The 21,093-nt window shown below is 54.7% G+C and carries 21 protein-coding genes; 11 read left to right on the top strand and 10 right to left on the bottom strand.

Translation table 11 applies throughout. The annotated features are described in order from the left end of the window. Positions 1 to 90 precede the first annotated feature (90 nt). The 5 genes from P1U45_RS14115 to P1U45_RS14135 are packed head-to-tail and all read left to right on the top strand — an operon-like array spanning position 91 to position 4,241. The gene (locus tag P1U45_RS14115; RefSeq protein ID WP_301059732.1) at positions 91 to 1,443 is read left to right on the top strand and encodes a DNA polymerase IV; all 1,353 of its coding nucleotides are present in this window, start codon (positions 91 to 93) and stop codon (positions 1,441 to 1,443) included. Position 1,444: 1 nt separating this feature from the next. Continuing rightward, positions 1,445 to 1,900: a RidA family protein gene (locus P1U45_RS14120; protein ID WP_293608228.1), complete on the top strand. Its 456-nt coding sequence runs from the start codon at positions 1,445 to 1,447 to the stop codon at positions 1,898 to 1,900. Continuing rightward, on the top strand, positions 1,900 to 2,625 hold the full coding sequence (locus P1U45_RS14125; RefSeq protein WP_301059657.1) for a glycerophosphodiester phosphodiesterase family protein: 726 nt from the start codon (positions 1,900 to 1,902) through the stop codon (positions 2,623 to 2,625). The genes P1U45_RS14120 and P1U45_RS14125 overlap by 1 nt, the downstream gene beginning before the upstream one ends. A 9-nt stretch (positions 2,626 to 2,634) precedes the next feature. Continuing rightward, positions 2,635 to 3,807, top strand: a complete 1,173-nt coding sequence (locus tag P1U45_RS14130; protein ID WP_301059658.1) for a GNAT family N-acetyltransferase — start codon at positions 2,635 to 2,637, stop codon at positions 3,805 to 3,807. Further along, positions 3,804 to 4,241: an HIT family protein gene (locus P1U45_RS14135; RefSeq protein WP_301059659.1), complete on the top strand. Its 438-nt coding sequence runs from the start codon at positions 3,804 to 3,806 to the stop codon at positions 4,239 to 4,241. Before P1U45_RS14130 ends, P1U45_RS14135 begins: the two co-directional genes overlap by 4 nt. 249 nt (positions 4,242 to 4,490) lie before the next feature. On the opposite strand, the gene P1U45_RS14140 is transcribed toward P1U45_RS14135, so the two are convergent. The 5 genes from P1U45_RS14140 to phaP all read right to left on the bottom strand — a co-directional run bounded on the left by P1U45_RS14140 (position 4,491) and on the right by phaP (position 9,687). Next, complete coding sequence (locus P1U45_RS14140; RefSeq protein WP_301059660.1) at positions 4,491 to 5,747, bottom strand: S41 family peptidase; 1,257 nt, start codon at positions 5,745 to 5,747, stop codon at positions 4,491 to 4,493. A 163-nt stretch (positions 5,748 to 5,910) separates the two neighbouring features. Further along, positions 5,911 to 8,271, bottom strand: a complete 2,361-nt coding sequence (clpA, locus tag P1U45_RS14145) for an ATP-dependent Clp protease ATP-binding subunit ClpA (RefSeq protein WP_301059661.1) — start codon at positions 8,269 to 8,271, stop codon at positions 5,911 to 5,913. Between the two features lie 9 nt (positions 8,272 to 8,280). After that, positions 8,281 to 8,616 carry an ATP-dependent Clp protease adapter ClpS gene (gene clpS / locus P1U45_RS14150; protein WP_363258649.1) on the bottom strand — a complete coding sequence of 112 codons (336 nt, stop codon included), beginning with the start codon at positions 8,614 to 8,616 and terminating at the stop codon, positions 8,281 to 8,283. A 112-nt stretch (positions 8,617 to 8,728) separates the two neighbouring features. After that, positions 8,729 to 9,136: a DUF1499 domain-containing protein gene (locus P1U45_RS14155; RefSeq protein ID WP_293608235.1), complete on the bottom strand. Its 408-nt coding sequence runs from the start codon at positions 9,134 to 9,136 to the stop codon at positions 8,729 to 8,731. Between the two features lie 110 nt (positions 9,137 to 9,246). Beyond that, positions 9,247 to 9,687 (bottom strand): TIGR01841 family phasin, encoded by a 441-nt coding sequence (gene phaP, locus P1U45_RS14160; RefSeq protein WP_293608236.1) that lies wholly within the window; start codon positions 9,685 to 9,687, stop codon positions 9,247 to 9,249. A gap of 214 nt (positions 9,688 to 9,901) precedes the next feature. On the opposite strand from phaP, the gene P1U45_RS14165 reads away from it, so the two are divergent. Next, entirely contained in the window at positions 9,902 to 10,861 is a 960-nt protein-coding gene (locus tag P1U45_RS14165; RefSeq protein WP_293608237.1) for a D-alanyl-D-alanine carboxypeptidase family protein, read from the top strand. A 147-nt stretch (positions 10,862 to 11,008) separates the two neighbouring features. Further along, complete coding sequence (locus P1U45_RS14170) at positions 11,009 to 13,387, top strand: hypothetical protein (protein WP_293608238.1); 2,379 nt, start codon at positions 11,009 to 11,011, stop codon at positions 13,385 to 13,387. 19 nt (positions 13,388 to 13,406) lie between these two features. Here the strand turns inward: P1U45_RS14170 and P1U45_RS14175 are convergent, their stop codons facing one another. The 4 genes from P1U45_RS14175 to P1U45_RS14190 form a co-directional block, all read right to left on the bottom strand. Beyond that, positions 13,407 to 13,994: a hypothetical protein gene (locus tag P1U45_RS14175; RefSeq protein ID WP_293608239.1), complete on the bottom strand. Its 588-nt coding sequence runs from the start codon at positions 13,992 to 13,994 to the stop codon at positions 13,407 to 13,409. Between the two features lie 4 nt (positions 13,995 to 13,998). Then, entirely contained in the window at positions 13,999 to 15,177 is a 1,179-nt protein-coding gene (locus P1U45_RS14180; protein ID WP_293608240.1) for a M48 family metallopeptidase, read from the bottom strand. Then, positions 15,164 to 15,835, bottom strand: a complete 672-nt coding sequence (locus tag P1U45_RS14185) for a hypothetical protein (protein ID WP_301059662.1) — start codon at positions 15,833 to 15,835, stop codon at positions 15,164 to 15,166. Before P1U45_RS14185 ends, P1U45_RS14180 begins: the two co-directional genes overlap by 14 nt. 174 nt (positions 15,836 to 16,009) lie before the next feature. Continuing rightward, entirely contained in the window at positions 16,010 to 16,522 is a 513-nt protein-coding gene (locus tag P1U45_RS14190; RefSeq protein ID WP_301059663.1) for a MarR family transcriptional regulator, read from the bottom strand. Between the two features lie 349 nt (positions 16,523 to 16,871). On the opposite strand from P1U45_RS14190, the gene P1U45_RS14195 reads away from it, so the two are divergent. Genes P1U45_RS14195 through P1U45_RS14205 form a run of 3 tightly spaced genes read left to right on the top strand, consistent with a single transcriptional unit; the run spans position 16,872 to position 19,174 of the window. Next, positions 16,872 to 17,486 carry a GNAT family N-acetyltransferase gene (locus P1U45_RS14195; protein ID WP_301059664.1) on the top strand — a complete coding sequence of 205 codons (615 nt, stop codon included), beginning with the start codon at positions 16,872 to 16,874 and terminating at the stop codon, positions 17,484 to 17,486. An 11-nt stretch (positions 17,487 to 17,497) separates the two neighbouring features. Beyond that, on the top strand, positions 17,498 to 18,499 hold the full coding sequence (gene hemB, locus P1U45_RS14200; RefSeq protein WP_301059665.1) for a porphobilinogen synthase: 1,002 nt from the start codon (positions 17,498 to 17,500) through the stop codon (positions 18,497 to 18,499). A gap of 3 nt (positions 18,500 to 18,502) precedes the next feature. Further along, a complete protein-coding gene (locus P1U45_RS14205) occupies positions 18,503 to 19,174 on the top strand; it encodes a GNAT family protein (protein ID WP_301059666.1) in 672 nt (223 codons plus the stop codon). Here P1U45_RS14205 and P1U45_RS14210 read toward each other — a convergent pair. Beyond that, the gene (locus tag P1U45_RS14210; RefSeq protein WP_301059667.1) at positions 19,171 to 20,250 is read right to left on the bottom strand and encodes a GNAT family N-acetyltransferase; all 1,080 of its coding nucleotides are present in this window, start codon (positions 20,248 to 20,250) and stop codon (positions 19,171 to 19,173) included. The two genes, P1U45_RS14205 and P1U45_RS14210, sit on opposite strands and share 4 nt — an antisense overlap. A gap of 34 nt (positions 20,251 to 20,284) precedes the next feature. Here P1U45_RS14210 and P1U45_RS14215 point away from each other — a divergent pair, with 34 nt between their 5' ends. After that, positions 20,285 to 21,079 (top strand): polysaccharide deacetylase family protein, encoded by a 795-nt coding sequence (locus tag P1U45_RS14215; protein WP_301059668.1) that lies wholly within the window; start codon positions 20,285 to 20,287, stop codon positions 21,077 to 21,079. Positions 21,080 to 21,093 lie beyond the last annotated feature (14 nt).

Genomic DNA, 21,093 nt, shown 5'->3' on the forward strand with positions numbered 1-21,093 from the left:
AACTTTCAGGGGGACATTTAACCCGGATAGTCTTAATCCTTGTTTACAACACTTGCTGAAAGCTCGCACCGTTCTGTTAATATGCTGACAATGGATCGTCATCATACGCCGTCCCAAGCCCCCAGATTGTGCCGGAATTGCTCACAAATCCGGCCTTCGGGCTCTGTGTGCCCGCACTGCAGTTCAGACCACTACATTGCGCATAAAGAGATAAAAGAACTCTCAATTGCACACATAGATTGTGATGCATTTTTCGCCTCAATCGAGAAACGCGACAATCCCGATCTGCAAGGAAAACCGGTTATTGTGGGCGGTGGCAAGCGAGGTGTGGTTGCAACCTGCTGCTATATGGCCCGCCTGTTTGGTGTGCGCTCTGCCATGCCCATGTTCAAGGCGCTGAAGCTCTGCCCGAATGCCGTGGTGGTGCGCCCGGATTTCGACAAATACAAAACCGCGTCCAGAGCGATACGGTCCGCTATGGATGCGCTGACGCCGCTGGTGCAGCAAGTCTCGATTGATGAGGCCTATCTGGACCTGTCCGGCACAGAGAAGCTCCACGGCAAAGCGCCAGCCGAACTGCTGGGTGAACTTCAGAACAACATTCAGCGGGATGTCGGCATCACCGTTTCCGTCGGCCTGTCTTACAATAAGTTTCTGGCTAAATCGGCGTCCGATCTCGATAAGCCGAACGGGTTTGCCATGATTGGTAAGGCCGAAGCACGTGAGTTTCTGGCCCCCCGCCCCGTCGACTTCGTTCATGGTGTCGGACCTGCTCTCGCAAGACAGGTCAGCCAGAAAGGTTATGAGACGCTGGGCGGCCTGCAAATGGCCGAACTGAAACAGCTGATCGGCCTGTTCGGAGAAACCGGTCTCTGGCTGCACGAACGCGCCAACGGCATTGATAAACGCCCTGTAGACCCGCGCTCGGAACGCAAATCTGTGTCTGCTGAAACAACCTTCTTTGAAGACTGCTCTGACAAAGAGCTGCTGATCGACCATCTCTGGTGGTTGTGCGAGAAAGTTGCACTACGTTCAAAGGAAATCGGGGTTGCAGGCAATGTGCTGACGCTGAAGCTGAAGACGAGTGATTTCAAAACGCGCACACGGCGCATGACGCTCACACGGCCGACCCAGCTTGCGCAGGTCATGTTCCGTCAGGGCCAGACACTTCTGGGCAAGGAGGTTGATGGCGCCCGGTTCCGGCTTATCGGAATTGGCATTTCCGATCTGGAGCCGGCCGGCGCAGATATGGCTGACCTGATTGACCCCGGCGCATTGAAGCGCGCGCGTGCAGAACGGGCAGCCGACATCGCTAAGACAAAATTCGGCTCAAACGCCATTTCCACTGGACGCGGCATTCGTGTACAGGCGGACAGGCAAAGCCGGAAACAATCTGATACACCGAAGACCTCGGACCAGACATCCAGACAGAAGGACACCTGACATGACCCCTGAAGAAAAACTCGTAGAGCTTGGTATTCAGCTGCCGACACCTGCTGCGCCAGTGGCGAACTATGTTCCGTTCGTCATCACAGGCAAAACGCTTTTCGTGTCCGGTCAGGTCAGCATGGGCGTCAACGGCCTCGTCACGGGCCGTCTGGGTGAAGGCATGGACACAGCGGCGGGCCAGTATGCTGCGCGCCTGTGCGGTATCAACCTGCTGGCACAGTGTAAAGCTGCAGTCGGTGAGCTCTCCAACATCAAGCGCGTTGTGAAGCTTGGTGGTTTTGTAAACGCTGCACCTTCATTCGTGGAAATTCCGCAGGTCATCAATGGCTGCTCAGACCTGATGGTCGATGTGCTCGGCGATGCTGGCCGTCACGCACGCTCTGCGGTCGCCTGCCCGACTCTGCCGCTCGGCTGCGCTGTTGAAGTCGACGGCATTTTCGAAATCGCATAATGCCACTTACGTTCGATCTGCCAGCCTTTGCCTACGCCCATCGTGGGTTCTGGTCGACTGATCTGCCTGAAAACTCTCTGGAGGCTTTCAAACAGGCGTCAGAGCATGGGTTCGGCGCCGAATGTGACGTTCATCTGTCGGGTGATGGCGTGCCGATGGTCTTTCATGACTTCACGCTGGAGCGGATGACCGGCACACAAGGCAAAATCGGTGACGCCAGCGCAGACGAGCTTCAGACGCTGCATCTGGCAGGCACTGGCCACACAATTCCGACTTTATCGGACGTGCTTTCTGCCATGGGCGATCAGCCTTTGCTGGTTGAGCTGAAAGCAGACGAGACGACTGATTTGCCAGCCCTCGCCGCCGCAACCCTGATGTGCGTGGCAGAAGCGCGGGGACCTGTGGCAATCATGAGCTTCAGCCCGTCGCTGATCAGTATCTGCAAACAGATCACGTCACACGTAATGCTCGGCCTTCTGGCTGATCCCCGGCGCATTGAAACGCCTGAAGGACGCGTGAGCTTTTTCGAGATCGTGAAAGATATCCAGCCGGATTTTCTCGGCCCCAACGTCTCCCAACTCACTCATTTCAAGGACAGTAATCTGCCACTCGCAAGCTGGACCGTTCGCGAAGAAGCCGGCCTTGAAAACTGCCGGTCACTTAATGCGGCACCGATCTTTGAAAATCTTCCGACAGACCTCGTCAGAGCGCATATCACTTCCTAGATTAGGTGCATGTCCGAGTTGCAGCTGAAAACCGTTTCCTCCCTGTCAGCTGTCGATCCGGCGGCATGGAATGCTGTCGCCAATCCAGCAGGCGAACCCTTCGATCCGTTTCTCAGCTGGGAATTCCTCGAAGCGCTGGAAAGCTCCGGCGCTGCCACGCGCGAGACAGGCTGGTCACCGCTTCATCTCATCATCGAGAATGAGGACGGCGAGCTGACGGCGGCGATGCCGCTTTATGCCAAAGCGCATTCTCAGGGCGAGTATATTTTCGATTATGCCTGGGCAGACGCCTATGAACGTGCGGGCGGTGAATATTATCCCAAACTTTTAAGCGCCGTCCCATTCACGCCAGTTACGGGACGCCGGCTGCTCGTGCGCGATGGAGAGATCGATAAGCGCGGTCTTCAACACGCGCTTCTGTCGGGTGCTATCCAGCTCGCGCAGAATAACGACCTCTCTTCGCTGCACATCAATTTCGTCGAGCAGGATTTATACGACGATCTTGGAGAGCTCGGCCTGCTGCAGCGCACGGACAAGCAATTCCACTTTGAAAACCGCGACTATGCGGACTTTGACGCTTTTCTGGCAGAACTCTCCTCCGCCAAGCGCAAAAACCTTCGCAAGGAGCGCAAAAAGGCTCAGGAAGGGCTGACATTCGAATGGCTGACCGGTGACGAGATCCAGCCTCACCATTGGGATGCATTCTTCGAATTCTACATGGATACCGGTAGCCGCAAATGGGGCTTCCCATACCTCAACCGGGCGACATTCGAGCTCATCCATGACCGACTCCGCGAACATGCGCTTCTGATCTTCGCCTGCGAGGATGGAAAGCCGATCGCGGGCGCGCTGAACTTCATCGGCTCCGAAACGCTGTACGGTCGCTATTGGGGCCGTCTGGAAGAGCGCCCATTCCTGCATTTCGAGGTCTGCTATTATCAGGCCATCGATTTTGCCATTGAACGCGGCCTGAAACGCGTAGAAGCTGGCGCACAGGGCGGACACAAACTCGCACGCGGCTATGGCCCCGTGACGACGCACTCTGTCCACTGGATTGGACATGAAGGATTACGTCGCGCAGTCGATCAATATCTGGAACAGGAACGCTATGCCGTCGCTGACGAAAATGACTACCTTCTCGCGCGGCAGCCGTTCAGAAATAAAGGGGAAGAGACACAATGAGCCTTCACGGTGAATACGACACAGACAACATCTTCGCGAAAATGCTGCGGGGTGAAATCCCGTGCGTCAAAGTTTTCGAAGACGACACCGCCCTCGCCTTTATGGATATCTTCCCACAGTCCAAGGGCCATACGCTGGTCATTCCCAAGCGCGCCGAAGCCCGCAATCTCATTGAGATGCCAGGCGATCTGCTGGGCTCTTACATGCAGCGCGTTCAAAAGGTGGCCAAAGCTGTTTCAAAAGCGCTTGAGCCGGACGGCATGGTCGTCACCCAGTTCAATGGCGCCCCAGCCGGTCAGACGGTCTTCCATCTGCACTTCCACATCATCCCGCGCTATGACGGTGACAGCCTCAAAGGACACAGCCACGGACAGCAGGCAGACATGTCCGAACTCAACGCGCTTGCCGAAAAAATCAGCAGCTGCATCGAATAAGCATTTTTCTGCATTTGGATTTTGCTTTTCTCGCAAATCATCCTACCTTCAAATCTGGTTTTAACAGCAGAAAGGAGGTGATCCGATGTCTAGTGAGGTCCTGCAGGTGGTGAAAATGCTTGAGTGTGAGATCAACGTATCGGAGCAGCCTCTGGTACGTGGATAAACACCGCGTCTTCTGACAAGTATTTGAGGCACCTAGTCTCACGAAGGCCACGCTCTGCGTGGCCTTTTTGATTCTGGCAAATCTTAGTGCTGGCTCAGATAATCGAGCGCAGCATCCAGCGGGCCGTCGCGGCCGAAATCATCAAGCGCATCAGCGAAATTGAAATAACTACGCGGGCGGAAAAATTCACGCGGCGTGCCGTCCACATGGAAAAGTTTTTCGGTCGTCAGCTTCACCTTAACACCGGTTTCTTTCAGGGTGTGATCGGTGATGCCGCCCAGAAGGCGCGCCATATCCGTGCCGAATGTCGCTGCGCCAATAGCGTCAAAGCCAACGGTCAGTCCTTCGCCCATGCTTGCCGTCCAGCGACCGGACAGCACCGCCACAGGCGCGTTGAACAGCCAGCCACGTGGCTCGACTTCCTCAGACCAGCAACGTCTCACGCCGAAGTCTCGCTGATCGCTCGGCAGTTCATGGCGCTGATACATGGTCTGAGCCGAGATAAAGCGGGACAGGATGCCACGCGCAACAAGCGCCGTACCGCCGCTCGCCGTATCGCGCAGGTCGAGCACAAGCCCGTTCACATTCGGCAGCGTGTTCAGCGCATAGTCAAAGGCCTGCACGGTTTCGTTATAGCCAAGACTGTCATTGAAACGGATGACGCCGTAACGGCGACCGAGATGCGATACGCTACTCACGCTGAGAAGGTTCGTGTCCCGGCGAAGTCGTGCGTGATAAAGTGTTGGCAGCTCTACCGTCCACTCAAGACCGTCATGATAAAGGCCAATCCGGCGCAGCCACCCTTTGCGGCCTGCGGCCATGACCCGCGCAGCATAGCTGCGACGCTCATCGTTCAGCGCGTACGGATAAAGCCCGATGAAATCAGCGACTGCCTGATCTATCGGCTTCCCCTCAAGTGAGGTGATGATCGCGCCTGGACGGATGCCAACCTGCATAGCGGGCGACCCACGGCGAACATCCATAATTTGATAGCCATTGACCGTTTTCTCGACCCAGAGATCGGCAAAGCTTGGCACCAGCGCATAATCGTCGAGCAGGCCAGTCGAGGTAATGGAATGGTGGTCGTAGAGCGCATGAAAGGCGCTCTGGCTGAACGCAATCAGATCATTTCGCCCCTGAAGAGACGGGATCAGATGCTGTAACTCGGCGCGTACCGGCGTCAGCCCGCTCGGGAAACGCTCCGCATAAGCAAACCGGTTTTCGATGAGGTCGAGCAGCTCATAAGCGTCTGTCTGAACGGCATGACGATACTGGTAGTCAGCCTGAGACTGCCCCCACCCCGTCATATTGTTCGAAGACACTAATGTCAGGCCACTCACCGCATTTTCCCTTACATGCCCTGATTATGATTCAGGGGCTGCTCACCGGTGGAAATTGGCGATTCAAGATTAACATATCGCTAACCATTAATTAACGCCGCGCCAGATGCAGAAAACCCGGCGATCTCTCGCCGGGTTTTAAAAGATTTTCGTTTAGGCGCGGCTAGTTCACAGGGGCCTTTTCATCGGAATCCGGCGCATCGCCATCATCCTCTGACTGGCTCACTTCTTCCTGTGGCTCTGGTTTCGGAGCCGGGAAGAATTCAAAGGTCAGTTCACCTTTGCCATCATCGCCATCCTTATCCAGATCGACTTTCACAGCGCCGCCATATTTGAGGTCACCGAACAGCAGCTCCTCGGCCATAGGCTTTTTGAGGTGCTCCTGAATGACACGCGACAGAGGACGCGCACCGTAATCGGCGTCAAAGCCTTTATTGCCGAGCCATGACTTCGCAGCATCTGTCATTTCGATCGTCACGTTGCGATCAGACAGCTGAGCTTCAAGCTGAAGAACGAACTTCTCGACAACACGCTCGATGATAGGCTGGGACAGACCGGCGAACGGAATATTCGCGTCCAGACGGTTGCGGAATTCCGGCGTGAAGAGCTTTTTGATTGCTTCTTCGTCTTCGCCTTCTTTCTTGCCACGACCAAAGCCGATGGAGTTCTTGGCGGCCTCAGATGCGCCCGCGTTTGTTGTCATGATCAGAATGACATTGCGGAAATCGATCTTCTTACCGTTAGAGTCGGTCAGCGTACCGTTATCCATCACCTGCAGCAGGATGTTGAATAGCTCGGGGTGCGCTTTCTCGATCTCGTCGAGCAGCAGCACGCAATGTGGATGCTGATCAACGCCATCTGTCAGAAGGCCGCCCTGATCATAGCCGACATAGCCTGGAGGCGCGCCGATGAGACGGGACACCGTATGGCGCTCCATATACTCCGACATGTCGAAGCGGAGCAGCTCTACGCCCATGAGGGACGCCAGCTGTTTGGCAACTTCTGTCTTACCAACACCTGTAGGGCCGGAGAAGAGGTAACAACCAATCGGCTTGTTCGGCTCACGAAGACCCGCACGCGACAGTTTGATCGCAGATGAGAGCGCGGTGATCGCAGTTTCCTGACCGAAGACAACACGCTTTAGATCATTCTCAAGACCTTTAAGCGCTTCAGCATCAGACTTGGTAACCTGCTTGGACGGAATACGCGCCATTTTCGCAACAACGGCTTCGATGGTTTCAACATCGATGACTTTCTTGCGCTCGTCTTCCGGCAGCAGCCACTGGCTTGCACCGGCCTCGTCGATCACGTCGATCGCTTTGTCCGGGAGTTTACGATCTGTGATATAGCGCGCAGCCAGCTCGACAGCTGTCTTGATCGCATCATCTGAATATTTCAGGCCGTGGAACTCTTCAAAGTGCGGGCGCAGACCTTTGAGAATTTTGATCGCATCAGGAACCGTAGGCTCCACAACGTCAATTTTCTGGAACCGGCGAGCAAGCGCGCGGTCTTTTTCAAAGTGCTGACGATACTCTTTGAATGTGGTTGAGCCCATGCAACGCAGGCCACCGGACTGAAGCGCAGGCTTCAGAAGGTTGGACGCGTCCATAGCGCCGCCGGATGTTGCACCAGCGCCGATCACAGTGTGAATCTCGTCAATAAAGAGCACAGCCTTTTCAAGGCCCTCAAGCTCTTTCATCACAGCCTTGAGGCGTTCCTCAAAGTCACCACGGTAACGCGTACCTGCGAGCAGTGCACCCATATCGAGTGAGTAGATGACAGACTCTTTGAGGATTTCCGGCGCCTCACCGTCGACGATGCGTTTCGCAAGGCCTTCGGCAATCGCTGTTTTACCAACGCCCGGATCACCCACCAGAAGCGGATTATTCTTACGGCGGCGGCAAAGCACCTGAATAGAGCGTTCCACTTCGAGCTGGCGGCCGATCAGCGGATCGATCTTACCTTCGCGAGCCTTCTCATTGAGGTTCACGCAGTAAGCATCGAGCGCTTCGTTCGCCGGCTTTTGCGGTTCTTCCTCGCGCTCACCCGCCGGCTTGGACGGACGTGGCTTGGACATGCCAGGCTTTTTCGCAACGCCGTGAGAGATGAAGTTCACCGCATCATAGCGCGTCATGTCCTGCTCTTGCAGGAAGTAAGCGGCATGGCTCTCACGTTCGGAGAAGATAGAGACGAGCACGTTTGCGCCTGTCACTTCATCGCGGCCAGAGCTTTCAACATGCAGGATCGCGCGCTGAACAACACGCTGGAATGCGGCTGTCGGGCGGACCTGATCATCAAGCTCGTCCACTGAGAGGTTAGACAGCTCGTCATCAATATAATCGGAGAGATCGTCCTGAAGCTTTTCGAGATCGACTTTGCAGGCCGACATTACTTCAACGGCGTCCTCATCGTCTGTGAGTGCCAGAAGCAAATGCTCAAGCGTCGCGTATTCGTGGCGCCGTTCGGCAGCCAGCGCGAGGGCTTTTTCAAGAGCGTGTTCGAGGCTTGGGGTCAGTGATGGCATAATGGGCCTCTAGTCTTCCTTTTCCATTGTACACTGCAGCGGGTGTTCATTCCGCCGCGCGAGATCTAGCACTTGTGCGACTTTCGTTTCTGCGACTTCGTATGTGAAGACGCCGCACACCCCGACCCCGTGATTATGAACATGGAGCATAACCTGTGTCGCCTGTTCTCGCGACTTATTGAAATAGCGCTCCAATACGTAGACGACAAACTCCATCGGCGTGTAGTCATCGTTCAACAGTAAAACACGATACATAGAAGGCCGTTTCGTCTTTGCCTTTGTACGTGTCGCAATCCCTGTGTTGGGATCATCACCGTTTGACTTGTCGCCCTCACCTTCACTCATCCGGATGGTCATGTCTGAGAGAAGGCGCGAATGTCTGAAATTCGTGTCGGTCATACTTATAAGATAATATCTGTTTTCTGTATCGAAAGCCTGAAGGCAATTTAATTGCGGTTCAAGCCTTTTTGACATTGTGATTGAGTTGTTCGACCCAGTGCGCAAGTCTCTTGCGATTCGTGCCGAGATCGGAATAGCCCACGCGCGAACGTGAAAAAAGAATGATGCCAGCACGGCCTTCTCCCGTAGAGACGACCTCCAGATCCACGTCATCTTTGAAACGCAGCAATGGTGTGGTGCAGACGAAACTTGCCCGCTTCACGCTCTCATCACGATTTGTCGTTTGCGTGTTCTTTTGCGCTCCGAAGACCTCAACAGCTCGGCTGAACAGTTCTTCGGCTGACAAATCGAAATGCGGCAGATGCTCATCCACTTCGGCCTCGGTTTCTACGCCGTCAGTGGCGAAAAACGCCGAATTCGGCTTTGGCGATCGCTGAATGGTTTTGAGAGATTCTGTGCCTGACATTCTGAGAAGATAGTCAAAGTCGGCGCAGAAACAATTTCCAAAATGAAAAAGGCTGGCACATGGCCAGCCTTTTAAGCGTTTTAGAACTGCTATTTTTCGAAAATCGAAACTTACGCAGACTTCTGCATTATGGAGACGAACTCGCCAGCTTGCGTGTTCAGCGGAGCAGATGCTTCGCGAACGAGTGACGCAAACATGCCGGTCATCGCATTCATTTCTTCAAGGTAAGCTTCGAAAGCAGATTTCGTGAACGTCGCCTGCATTTCCATTGCTTCCTGAACGGATTGAGCACCGCCCATTGAACGAGCCGCTTCAACACCCTTCTCGAACGCGTCGCGTGAGTAAGATGCTGCGCGTGTGCCCAGCTCTTCGAGGCCTTTGGTTGTGATGCGGGAAGATTCGGCAAACGCTTCCATGTTCTTTTTCTGGAGCTCGCCAACTTCGCCCATCATTTCCATTGAGCGCTCATATGACTTTTTCATTGTCTCATTTGCAGTCGTTGAGAACGTTTCAAATGCAGTTTCGACAGTTTTTGCAGCAGATTTAGCCATCAGTATTGTCCTTCGCCTCTGGGGGTGTTCACTATATAGCTCACCTTGTGAGCAATTGCAACATTTTTTGTGCGCTGCACAATTAATGGCTAAGTATGGTTAATGTTCCACAATGGAAATCTGTGAATTTCCCAACGAAAGTGGACACGGCATTAACGAATAAGAAAGTCACCTAACGCACACTCCAGCTGTCTTAGAAGGAGCTAGCTTGACCATGGCCCCAACACTTCCGAGCGTATTTTACCGGAGTTTTGCAGCATTTATCGCATTGATCGCAGCCGTCTGCGTGATGTCTCTGCAGTCTCATGCTGATGACCGCTATGCCAGTATCGTGATCGATATGGGCTCAGGACAGGTATTGCATGACCGTTTCGCTGACTCTCCGCGTTACCCTGCCTCGCTGACGAAAGTCATGACGCTCTATATGGTGTTCAATGCGCTCGATAATGGCGAACTGACACTGGATGAGCAGCTTCCGGTCTCACGACGCGCATCACAGGCGCCGCCATCCCGTCTTGGCCTCGCACCTGGGGATACAATCTCTGTGCAGGACGCAATTCTCGCGCTGGTCACCAAGTCTGCAAATGATGTTGCTGTCGTGGTCGCAGAACGTCTGGGTGGATCTGAATCGCGCTTTGCTGCACTGATGACAGTTCAGGCGCGCGCTCTGGGCATGCAGAACACACGCTTCTACAACGCACACGGCCTTCCTGATACGCGCCAGATCTCTACGGCCCGCGATCTTGCCATTCTCGCGCAGAGCATGATGGAAGATCACCCAAACCATTACGCGTATTTCGCGACACAGGAATTCCGCTACCGTTCGACAACTTATCGCAATCACAACCGCCTGCTTGGCGTTGTGCCGGGCGTTGACGGCATTAAAACCGGCTATACGCGCGCATCTGGCTATAACCTTATGGCTACAGCGCAACGTGACGGAAATCGCGTCATTGCGGTGATGCTGGGGGGCGCGACATCCCGCGCGCGCAATACCCACGTCACCGAACTGCTAGAAGCGGCGTTCACGGCCATTGATATGACTGGACCTGCAGAGCCAGACCTGCGTACGCGCATTGCGTTTCAGGCGATCCAGTTCCCTGACAGCGAAAACACAGTGACAGCGCTCGCTAACACGCTCCAGCTTGAACAAGGTTCGGCAGGCGGCGAATAACGACCCTCACAATCGGTCACACAGAAAAAGCCGGGCTCAGCTCCGGCTTTTTTCATATCCGCATAAATTCCGGTGGAAGAGCTTTCCCTCAGACTCGCAAATCCCCGGTGAACGCGTCATGATTTCGCCAACAGGCGGAGTGATTCGATGCCAGAACTGACAAATAACGAAACAACCGGCGCAGACTGGGCAACTGAAAGCCTGTCCAGCGGGGCAGTGCTTCTCGCGCGCGATCCAGAGTTTGATGCAAACTGCATCACGGAATCTCCGGAATGGGCGGACTATATTCTGACGCTTTCCGGTGCGCCGATCTCTGAGGATGAGCGCGCGCAATATCTCTCAGCCATTCAAAACCGTCTCATCTCTCCACTTGCGCCCTTTTTTGCCGTCCGCCTGCGCTCTGATGCGCCAGCAATGCCGCTGACAAACGACGCGCTAGAGCATCTGGTGTCAGAACGTCTGGCGAATGCGTTGAAGGCAGACCTTCTGCGGACAGCCGCCTACGAACTTGAAGAGCTTGGTCCGGCTCCGCGTGACCCTGAAATCGCTGAGGCGCTTCAGCAGGGCCTAAGCATTGATCTTCTTGAACGCGCACTCGCCCATCCTGAAGGTATTCGCGGCGCGGTGGCGGCGCTGCATGAGACGATTTCCGAGGAATCCCTCATGGAAACGCCGGTATTTGCTGTCTCAGAGGCAGGCCCGGACGTGCTTCCGGAACTGTCCCGTTACTTCCGCGCGGGCAATGATATCATTCTGAAACGCGATCTGTCTTCGGAAACGGACGCTATGTGCGCGCTGGCGCTGAACCTTTCCTCGTGCATTTTCGACGGCCAGCTCGATACAGGCCTGATCGAGGGTGCCCTTGCTGTCCCTGCCCGTCTGGCCGCTGAAATCGGCACAGGGGAGCTGCCGCTTCTGGTTTGCGGCCTTGGCGATGCGCTGATCAAACTCGGAAAAGGCGGATCAACCGAAACACGCATCGAGGCAAGCGTATCGCTTCTCGAACAGATCAAAGCTGTCTGTGCAAATATGAGCGACATAGACATCAATCTGAGCTTCGAACTGGTGACACCTGAAGTGCTCCAGCACTTTGAATGCCTCTGCAATGGCATCAACCTGTTCCACCTGAACACAGAAGCGCCAATTCTGAATGACGCTCAGGTCAATGTATTGCGCGACGGCGTTGCTGCGGCGAGCCCTCAGCTCCTGCCTGCTTTTGAGCGAACCCTCGCTAATCTGTATTCTCTGGAAAAAGCGCCAGGCGTGGACCGTGAGCGCCTGATGGCACGCGGCCTGTCAGGCGAAACAATCGACACGATCGAGACTCACCTGTCAGAAGGTTTGACACTTCGTCAGGCGACATCTCGCTGGGTGCTTGGCGATGAGGTCATTTTAAAAGAATTGAAGCTACCCGCGGACCTGCTCGACGAAGAAGATCCTTCAATTCTGAAGAATATGGGCTTCTCCCGAAAAGATATTGATGCAGCGGATAAGCACCTTGCCTCCGCAATAACGCGCACATTCATTCCGCTTCTGCAACAATCAGGTATCGATCTGGTTGAGAGCTCTGAAGACGAGCTGGCCTGGGCCTATGCAGTGAGCAAGGAATTTGGCGACATATCAACAGGCTTCGCCATTGATTTCGATTCCGAAACGATCTCAACGACTGTGCCGGACGCACTGTCTGCAATTGAAGGCTCTTCGCTCGTTTTGTCTGCGAGCAGCGCGGATTTGAAGCGCCGGGAAGACGCTGCGCGTCGCATCAACAGCATTCTCGATATGATCGAGGACAGCCGCGAAGCTGAGGAAAACTACCGTCCGGAAGCCGAACCTGCGCCAGAACCATACTTTGCGCAGGGCGAGGCCGGACGTGCGCGCCGCTTACGCCTGCCTGACCGCCGCAAAGGCTATATTCAGAAGTCTACAGTCGGCGGCCATAAGGTCTATCTGCACACGGGCGAGTTCGAAAATGGCGAGCTGGGCGAGATCTTCATTGATATGCACAAGGAAGGCGCCGCTTTCCGCTCTCTGATGAACAATTTCGCCATCGCGATCTCTATCGGCCTGCAATATGGCGTCCCGCTTGAAGAGTTTGTGGAGGCCTTCGTCTATACGCGCTTCGACCCGGCTGGCGAGGTCACCGGCAACGACTCAATCAAGCGCGCCACATCCATTCTGGACTATATCTTCCGCGAACTTGCTGTCTCATATCTCGGACGGGAAGATTTGGCAGAGCTCTCTGAAGGCCAGTCACATGACGGCCTCGGACGCGGCCTGAAAGACGATGTATTCACCTTCCCTGCAGAAGCGGCACAGATCGTCTCCAAAGGCTTCAGCCGTGGCCAGCTGCCGGACAATATCGTCATTCTGGATAAGCGCCGTAATCGCGACGAAGACGGTGAAGACGAAGAAGCTTATCTGGGTGAACCTTGCCCGTCCTGTGGTCATTTTACCCTGACGGCTGAAGGTGATGAAATCGTCTGCGGAGCATGCGGCCTCAAGGGAGAAGATAACCGGACCAGCTGATCCGGTTATCTCTCGAGATCTAGCCTACAGCCGGGCTACCCGGCAGGTCCATGGATTGGATGATGTCGCCGACGCTGGAATGCAGCGCATCGTAATAATGCAGTTCAGGCGCCAGGAAGACGACCAGATGCAGCTGATCTCCTACTGGAATAGCCGCAGCGTCACCCTTGATATTCAACCCATTTTCCCATTTTCCGGACAGGGCGAACTCAATGCCGGAATGCCCGTCGATTGTCGTCGGACGGATACTGTCAGCTTCCATTGTGGTGTAGCCAATAGACGTCAGGCTGTTGGTCACCAGTTCGACAATTTCCAGCTCACTAGAGCCCGTTGAATAGAACGGACGCTCCACGCCGCGCGCAGCACGAATAAGGCTGTCACCATCATCAAGCGTGACGAAGTGAACGCGGTTCAGGAAGAACCCGTCCTGCGTCACATATCCGCCTTCCATCGCGGGATTGTGCGCAGGTGGCCAATAAGACCAGTCCTCACTCAGATTGACCGTAAACTCTGCGTCAGGCGCAAATTGCCCGGCTGGCGCCACAGAAGGCATAGCAACACATGCAGAAAGCGCGGCGGCTGCGCCAATCACCAGTAATTTTTTCATGTCCTTACCCCCTTAGATCTTCAATCAGTCTTTCAACCAGCGCAGCGTCTGCTGCATCCGGCGCGCGTGAAAGATACGCCTCATAAGCATCTGCCGCGCTTTGGTTCTGGCCGTTGGCCCGTTCAATTTCTGCTAGTCCACGCCAGGACAGAGCCGGCGCATCACCATGTTCGATAGATGTCAGGAATGCCTCTCTTGCGAGCCCCTGATCGCCTTCCTCGTCGCGAAGGGCCAGAATCCGCCCTCTGGCGTATTCCAGAACGCCCATATCCGTCTCAAGCGCACTCAGGCGCTCAATGAGGTGAAGCGTCCGCTCTGGGTCACGACGCACAATCTCATCGTCCAGCCAGTCCTGCAGGAAGGGCCGGATCATCGCACGATACGCGACGGGGTCAGTGTCCACCGGCACAAACTCGGCTGCACGCATATTCAACTCACCGATGCGATCTTCCACGCCCGGGTGGGTATCGAAGAAGCCCGTATTTCCGGCCGAGCGGCGACGTCTGTCAAAACCACTCGCCTCCAGCTCATCTTGCAGGTTCTGCCAGATCAGGCTTGCTGACCCGGCATTGTAACCGGCCCCAGCCATGTAACGCATGCCTTTGATATCGGCTTCAGTCTCTTTTTCACGAGAGAATGACAGGAAACCGCCTGCCGCCGCGAGGTCGCCGAGCGCCATCGGCCCGCCAACCGCGCCGACCGCAACACCCAGCACCATGCCAGTCACGCGCGCATTGCGTGCCGCACCCAGCATTTCGAGCGTGTGGTTTTCTTCAAAGTGCACGAACTCGTGTGCCAGTACCGCCGCCAGCTGGGATTCATCCTCCGCACGAAGCAGGAGGCCGGTATAAACCGCTGACATGCCATTCGGCGCCATGAAGGCGTTGAACTCGGCATTGCGTACAACATAAACGTTCAGGTCATCACAGTGATCACCGGAAACGTTGCATAAGACGCCGGAAACGAAGCCTGCCAGCTCAGGATCGTCCACGACTGATCCTGAGCGGCGCAAATCTGCTTCTGCATTGTCCATCTGATACCAGAGGCTCGCCTCGGTGGATGTCAGATCACTTGGACGGTCACCCGCCGCACGCGTACCATAATCAGTGGACGCACACGCCGATAGAAGAGCAGCAGAAGCAAGAAGCCAGCGCCTGTGACGCCAGATCTTACTGTCCAGCAAGGCTCATTCCCCGCATCAGATTTGAAACGATGTTCTGGGACTCACCGACATCGCGCGGGTCGCCAAACATATGGATTGCTGTGTTCGTCAGATCACCGGTTTCCATGTCGAATGTAGAAAAGCGGCTGAAGCGCACATTGTTGGACGGCGGCACATAGCCTGTCACCGTGCCCACAGCGACAGCCATGAGGAAGACGCCGCTGCTCTCAATCTGTGAGTAATGATCGACGAACAGAACTTCATCAATATCGCTCTCGCCGCGAAGCAGTGAAACGCTATCGCCCAGAGACAAATCTGTATTGTTGAAGCCGTTACCCTCTTTATGCGGGATATGCATGCTGAGAGAGGCCGTGACCAGCTCCTGCAGCAGCATAAGCTGTTCGATGTCTTCAGACGCATCCTCTGACGTCTCGTAAGACATGAATGAGTGGCCGTTTGCCGTGAGTTGGTCGCTCACGTGCGACTCAAAGTTCAGACGCGCAGCGTCAGACCAGTCCGCACGAGGCTCTGCCCCGCCGGTGGTGATAAATACAACTTCAGCGTTTGGCGGCATCACCAGATAGTCAGCAGCCTCGGCAGCGTCCTGCGCGTAAGCAAGCGGTGAAAGTGCCAGCATGCCACCGAAAACCATGCCGGAAATAATAGAAACTTTGCCCATAAGTTTCCCCCTTAGATTGTTTCAGAAGGAAATTAGGGCTCAGAATATGAACATGGTCAAGAACAAATTTACTGTCTTTACTGGGCAAAGGTCTCTACCTGCTAATCATAGCAAAAAAGCCGCTCCGGAATTTCCGGAACGGCTTTTTGAAACCTGAAAAGGTCTGGTCATCGATTAAAGGCGATAACGAATTTGATCTGACCAGAAACGCTCAAGACGGGTCGCTGTGCGGTTGAACGCATCCAGATCGTCCGGACGGACGCTAGCTGTTGGTTCCAGCGCGTGAGCCTGACGTTCAAACAGAGAAGCAACCTGCTTGCGAACTTCCTGGCCAGCGGCCGTGAGCTTCAGGCGGACCGTGCGACGGTCGTCGGAGCTGCGTGTCTGAACCAGATAGCCGCCTTCCTGAAGTTTCTTGACGTTGTAAGACATGGATGTGCCTGCGAAAGCGCCACGAGCGCGCAGAGCTGATGCCGGGGTTTCGCCATCACCAATTTCATAAAGCAGAAGCGCCTGAACGCCTGTCAGCGAACGCTCACCTGAACGTTCCAGATCGTCTTTAACGACGTCATGCAGACGACGGTGAACCTGCTCCAGAAGGGAAAGGCTTTTGAGGAAGGTTTCTCCAACGCTCGCACCTTCATAATCAGTATGGCTTTTTGCCTCGATCATCATGTTATCACCCATGTAATTTTGTTTGGTTTTGATGGGTTTTACATGAGCTATGCTAAGAAATCGCTAATCACGAATCTGGTCTATAGTTAACATACACCTAACAGGGGCGGCAATTTTTACCCTATACTAGGACTTTTGTTCCATAACGGAACACTTCTTGCCTATACTCCATCTGTTCTGGCTGGTGACGAAAAAATTTCCAAAATTTTTGTCTGATATTTCCAAAATTATTCCGACAAAAGTTTCTAAGTTTCTGCGTGCAAGCGTCAGGAATTCACCTGAACCCGGGCGCATTGATAATTGTCACACGCGCCGGATCACTTCATGTTGTCACCGCTGAACGAATTCGGGAGGGGATCGCTTGCAATTATTCGGCGACGATATTTGCCTGCGCGCTGCCAGGCACGAGGACATTGACGCTATACAAGCAGTCGATCTGGACGCATCCCGGTTATTCGAACCAACAGGCCTGATTCAGGAGGGGCCAGACGGTCCGCAGCCGGTTCCTACGAAATTTCTGGAAGACGGCATAAAGTCCGATCTGGCCACCGTTGCTGTCTTCAAACCGGAAGACCGGATTGTCGGCTTCACACTGGCGCGGCGCGTGTCGCCTGATCTGTATCTTGACCAGATATCTGTCTCGCCCGCCTTTGGTCGACGCGGCATTGGCGCTGGATTGCTTCAACATGTCATCGACAATGCCGACAGCCTGAGGCTTCGCGGCACCGTCTTGTCTACATTTCGCGATCTCTCCTGGAATGGTCCGTTTTACAGACAATACGGCTTCACAGAAATTCCGCGCGATCAGATGAAACAGTGGATGCTGCAATTAGAAGCCATCCAATCATATACAATGGATGTAAGCCTGCGTTGCTTTATGCGCCGTCCCGGCAAATGGGACCAGCACTGGTTTCGCGTGCCCGGTTTTGAAGGTAAGCGCGACGAAAAGCGTGTTGCAGCCAACCCTGATTCATGAAAACTGCAGGCATGACTCAGATTGTGCCTTCTAAATACCCGCTCACCCGCATGCGTCGTAACCGTCAGGCTGACTGGAGCCGACGCCTCACCCGCGAGACATATCTGACAAAGGATGATCTCGTCTGGGCGTTGATCGTGCATGACGGTGAAGAGCCACGTATTCCTGTCACAGCTATGCCGGGCGTCGACCGGCTCAATCTGGATGAAGCGGTTAAAGCTGCGAAACGCGCACGAGACCTCGGCATCCCTGCCCTCGCTCTGTTTCCGCATATTGATCCGTCCCGCAAGGATGACACTGGCAGTGAAGCGCTCAATGCGAACGGCTTCGTACCGAATGTCATTCGCGCCATTAAAGAAGCCGTTCCCGAAATCGGTGTGATGTGTGACGTCGCGCTCGATCCGTTCACGACGCACGGCCATGACGGCGTTATGAACGAGAAGAACCAGATCGATAATGATGCGACGCTCAGTATGCTGGTCCAGCAGAGCCTCGTTCAGGCTGCTGCGGGCGTAGATGTTATTGCACCGTCGGACATGATGGATGGCCGTATCGGCGCGATCCGCGAGGCGCTCGAAGCCCATGGTTATAAGGACACGATGATCATGTCTTATTCCGCCAAGTATGCGAGCTGCTTCTATGGTCCATATCGTGAGGCCGTCGGATCAGGTGCAGTTCTGACGGGCGACAAGAAGACCTATCAGATGGACTATGGCAATACGGACGAAGCGATCCGTGAGACAGCGCTGGATCTTCAGGAAGGCGCGGACATCGTGATGGTGAAGCCCGGCCTGCCGTATCTTGATATCGTCTATCGCGTGTCATCGACCTTCAACGTTCCGACGATCGTGTTCCAGATTTCCGGCGAGTATGGCCAGATCATGCTGGCGTCCGAAGCTGGATGGCTGGACCGCGACAAAGCCATTCTGGAAACGCTGTCCAGCTTCAAGCGCGCGGGCGCAGACGGTATTGTCACGTATTTCGCCGAACGCGCGGCAGAGCTGCTGAGCTAGATCATGGCAGACCTGTCAAACTACACGCCGCGGCCCCTGCCCGGAACCAAAGTGCTGCGCGGCCGTCTGGTCGTCCTTGAGCCTGTGGACGCTGAAAAGCATGGCGCAGGGCTTGGCAACGCTGTCGCCGGGCCCGGCAATGACGATATCTGGACCTATATGCCATTTGATCCGGTTGAGAATGCGGCTGACTTCATCAACGTCTTCACAGCACTCGCCACGAAGAATGACTGGATAGCCTACATCATTACCGACGCCGAGACAGGCGAAGTTCTGGGCACGGCCAGCTATATGCGCCAGCGCCCGGAACATGGCAGTATTGAAGTCGGCTGCGTAGCTTACTCAAAGAAGCTTCAGCGTAGCGCCCATGCGAGCGAAGCCATCTATCTGATGGGCTGCCACATCTTTGATGACCTCGATTACCGCCGCTTTGAATGGAAATGCCATAACGAGAATGAGAAGTCGCGAAACGCGGCTGCCCGCTATGGCTTCAAATTCGAAGGTGTGTTCCGCAATGACATGGTTATGAAGGGCAAGAACCGCGATACGGCATGGTTCGCCATGACGGATGATGACTGGCCGAACATAAAGCAGGCTTTTGAACGCTGGCTTTCACCTGACAATTTCGATGAGAACGGCCATCAAAAGCGCAGGCTAGTAGAGTTCCGCGCTTAAGCCCGAACCGTGCCGAATAGCGCCATGCGTTCCCATTTGCGGAGCGCTTTTGCCGGCAGGCTCAAAAGCTTACCACGGCCATCAAGTTTATAGCTCAACTCACCGACTGCGCCGAGGATACGGTTCGGCACACTCACCTCGACCATTCCATGACGCATTGGCGCGATGAAGCTGGCCATGAGGCGCTTATACTGCACATCGCCCTGCCCGAGATGGAATTCATTCATGCCTTCCTGCGTCGCCCATTCAGCGAGACTGAATAACATCGCCATGCCTGGCTGCTGTTTCTGGAAGCGTGGCTCATATGATGGGAACCAATAATGCAGGACGTGGTCAGAGCGCATGCAATAACAGACCGCCGCGACCTCACCATCGATCTGAAGCGTTGAAAGCACACCGCGCGCACCATTCAGATTTCGATGGTGCAGCTCTTTCAGAAGCTCTTTCGGCCATTCAATCGAGAACAGATCAAAATGACCGGCTTCGGCCAGCGCATCGCGCTTTAACTCGATCATGCGTTCGAAGACGGCTTCATCCCAGATATCGTGCTGAACTGTGACGCCGTCAGTCTTGAGAAGCTTCTCCGCCTTGCGCCATGCGCGGCGAAAATTGCTGCTCGCTTCAGACCGGTTCTCTATATACGCGTCAAAACCGTTTGAGAGGTCGAGCACATAATTGCCATCTCCAGCAAAGCCTTTCAGGCCGAACTGGAACTGCTGCGCTGGTACAGCGGAAAACGAATATCCACCGATCAGTTTGCTAACCGCGTCCGCATCGAAAGAGACGTCTGCGTCAGCTGCGCTGATCACGCCGTGAAGGTCATCCATCGGCCCCGCAGTCGGGCGCGCCATGCGCATGAAATTTCGGCGGAACGGCAGGAAGCCGATAGCTTTGCCATTGGCATCAGCGAAGCGCAAAACTTCAACATCGCCGCGTACTGCATTCACAACGTTCTGAAAATCATAAGAGAAGTAAGGGCTGTGCAGGTTCGGGTTCCCACGCTGTAACGTGTCCCATGCCTGCCGGTCAGATACGGACAGATTGCTGAACTTGTTTAAAGAAATTTTTGCAACCAAAGCCTATCGTCCCCTCTAACTTATGGGGGAAATCATGCCAGCCTTGTCTTACCTTTCTCAAAACGCGAACGAGAAACTTCAAGCAAAGCTCGTAAAATATCTGAACCGGCACACGATTTCCATTCCGGAAGGACCTGTTGTCAGCTTCTGCTTTGATGACTTCCCTCAATCCGCATTCGATAACGCCCTTCCAATTCTGGAAGCGAATGACTGGATCGCGACCTGGTATATTTGCGGCCGCTATATGGACACGGTGCATCCGAATTACGGGCCGATGTTCACGCAGGACGCACTCAACGCCCTGCGCGAGAAGGGACAGGATATCGGGTGTCACACATTCGATCACTCTCACTTCCCGGAACAACCCGCCGAAGTTTCGATTTCGGACTGCGTCGCCAACCGTAAATTCTTCATCGATCAGGGGCTGCCTGAAGCGCGCAGCTTTGCTTATCCGCGTGGGTCCAGCACTCTTTTCACAAAGCGCGCTCTGCTGCCCCACTTTTCAGGGCTGCGCGGCGTAGCGGGCGGTATCAATCAGGGTGAAACAGACATTTCGCTTCTGAAAGCCAATGGCATTCAGTCTGATCGCGGCGGTATCGCTGAATGCCTTGGCTATCTGAAAGAACTGGGAAGCACGGGCGGCTGGATGATCATCTTCACCCATGATGTGCAGGATGAACCAACCGAATGGGGCTGCTCTACGAGTGACTTCCAGACGCTTGTCGATGCGGTTCATGCCACTGGATTTGATGTGCAATCCGTTGGCGATGTGCTTGAAAACATCGGCGCACATGAAGTGTTTGACGGGATGCGCGTCGCCGTCGAGTAAACAGACGACGCGCT

The sequence above is a fragment of the Ponticaulis sp. genome (assembly GCF_029210165.1).
Classification (GTDB): Bacteria; Pseudomonadota; Alphaproteobacteria; order Caulobacterales; family Hyphomonadaceae; genus Ponticaulis.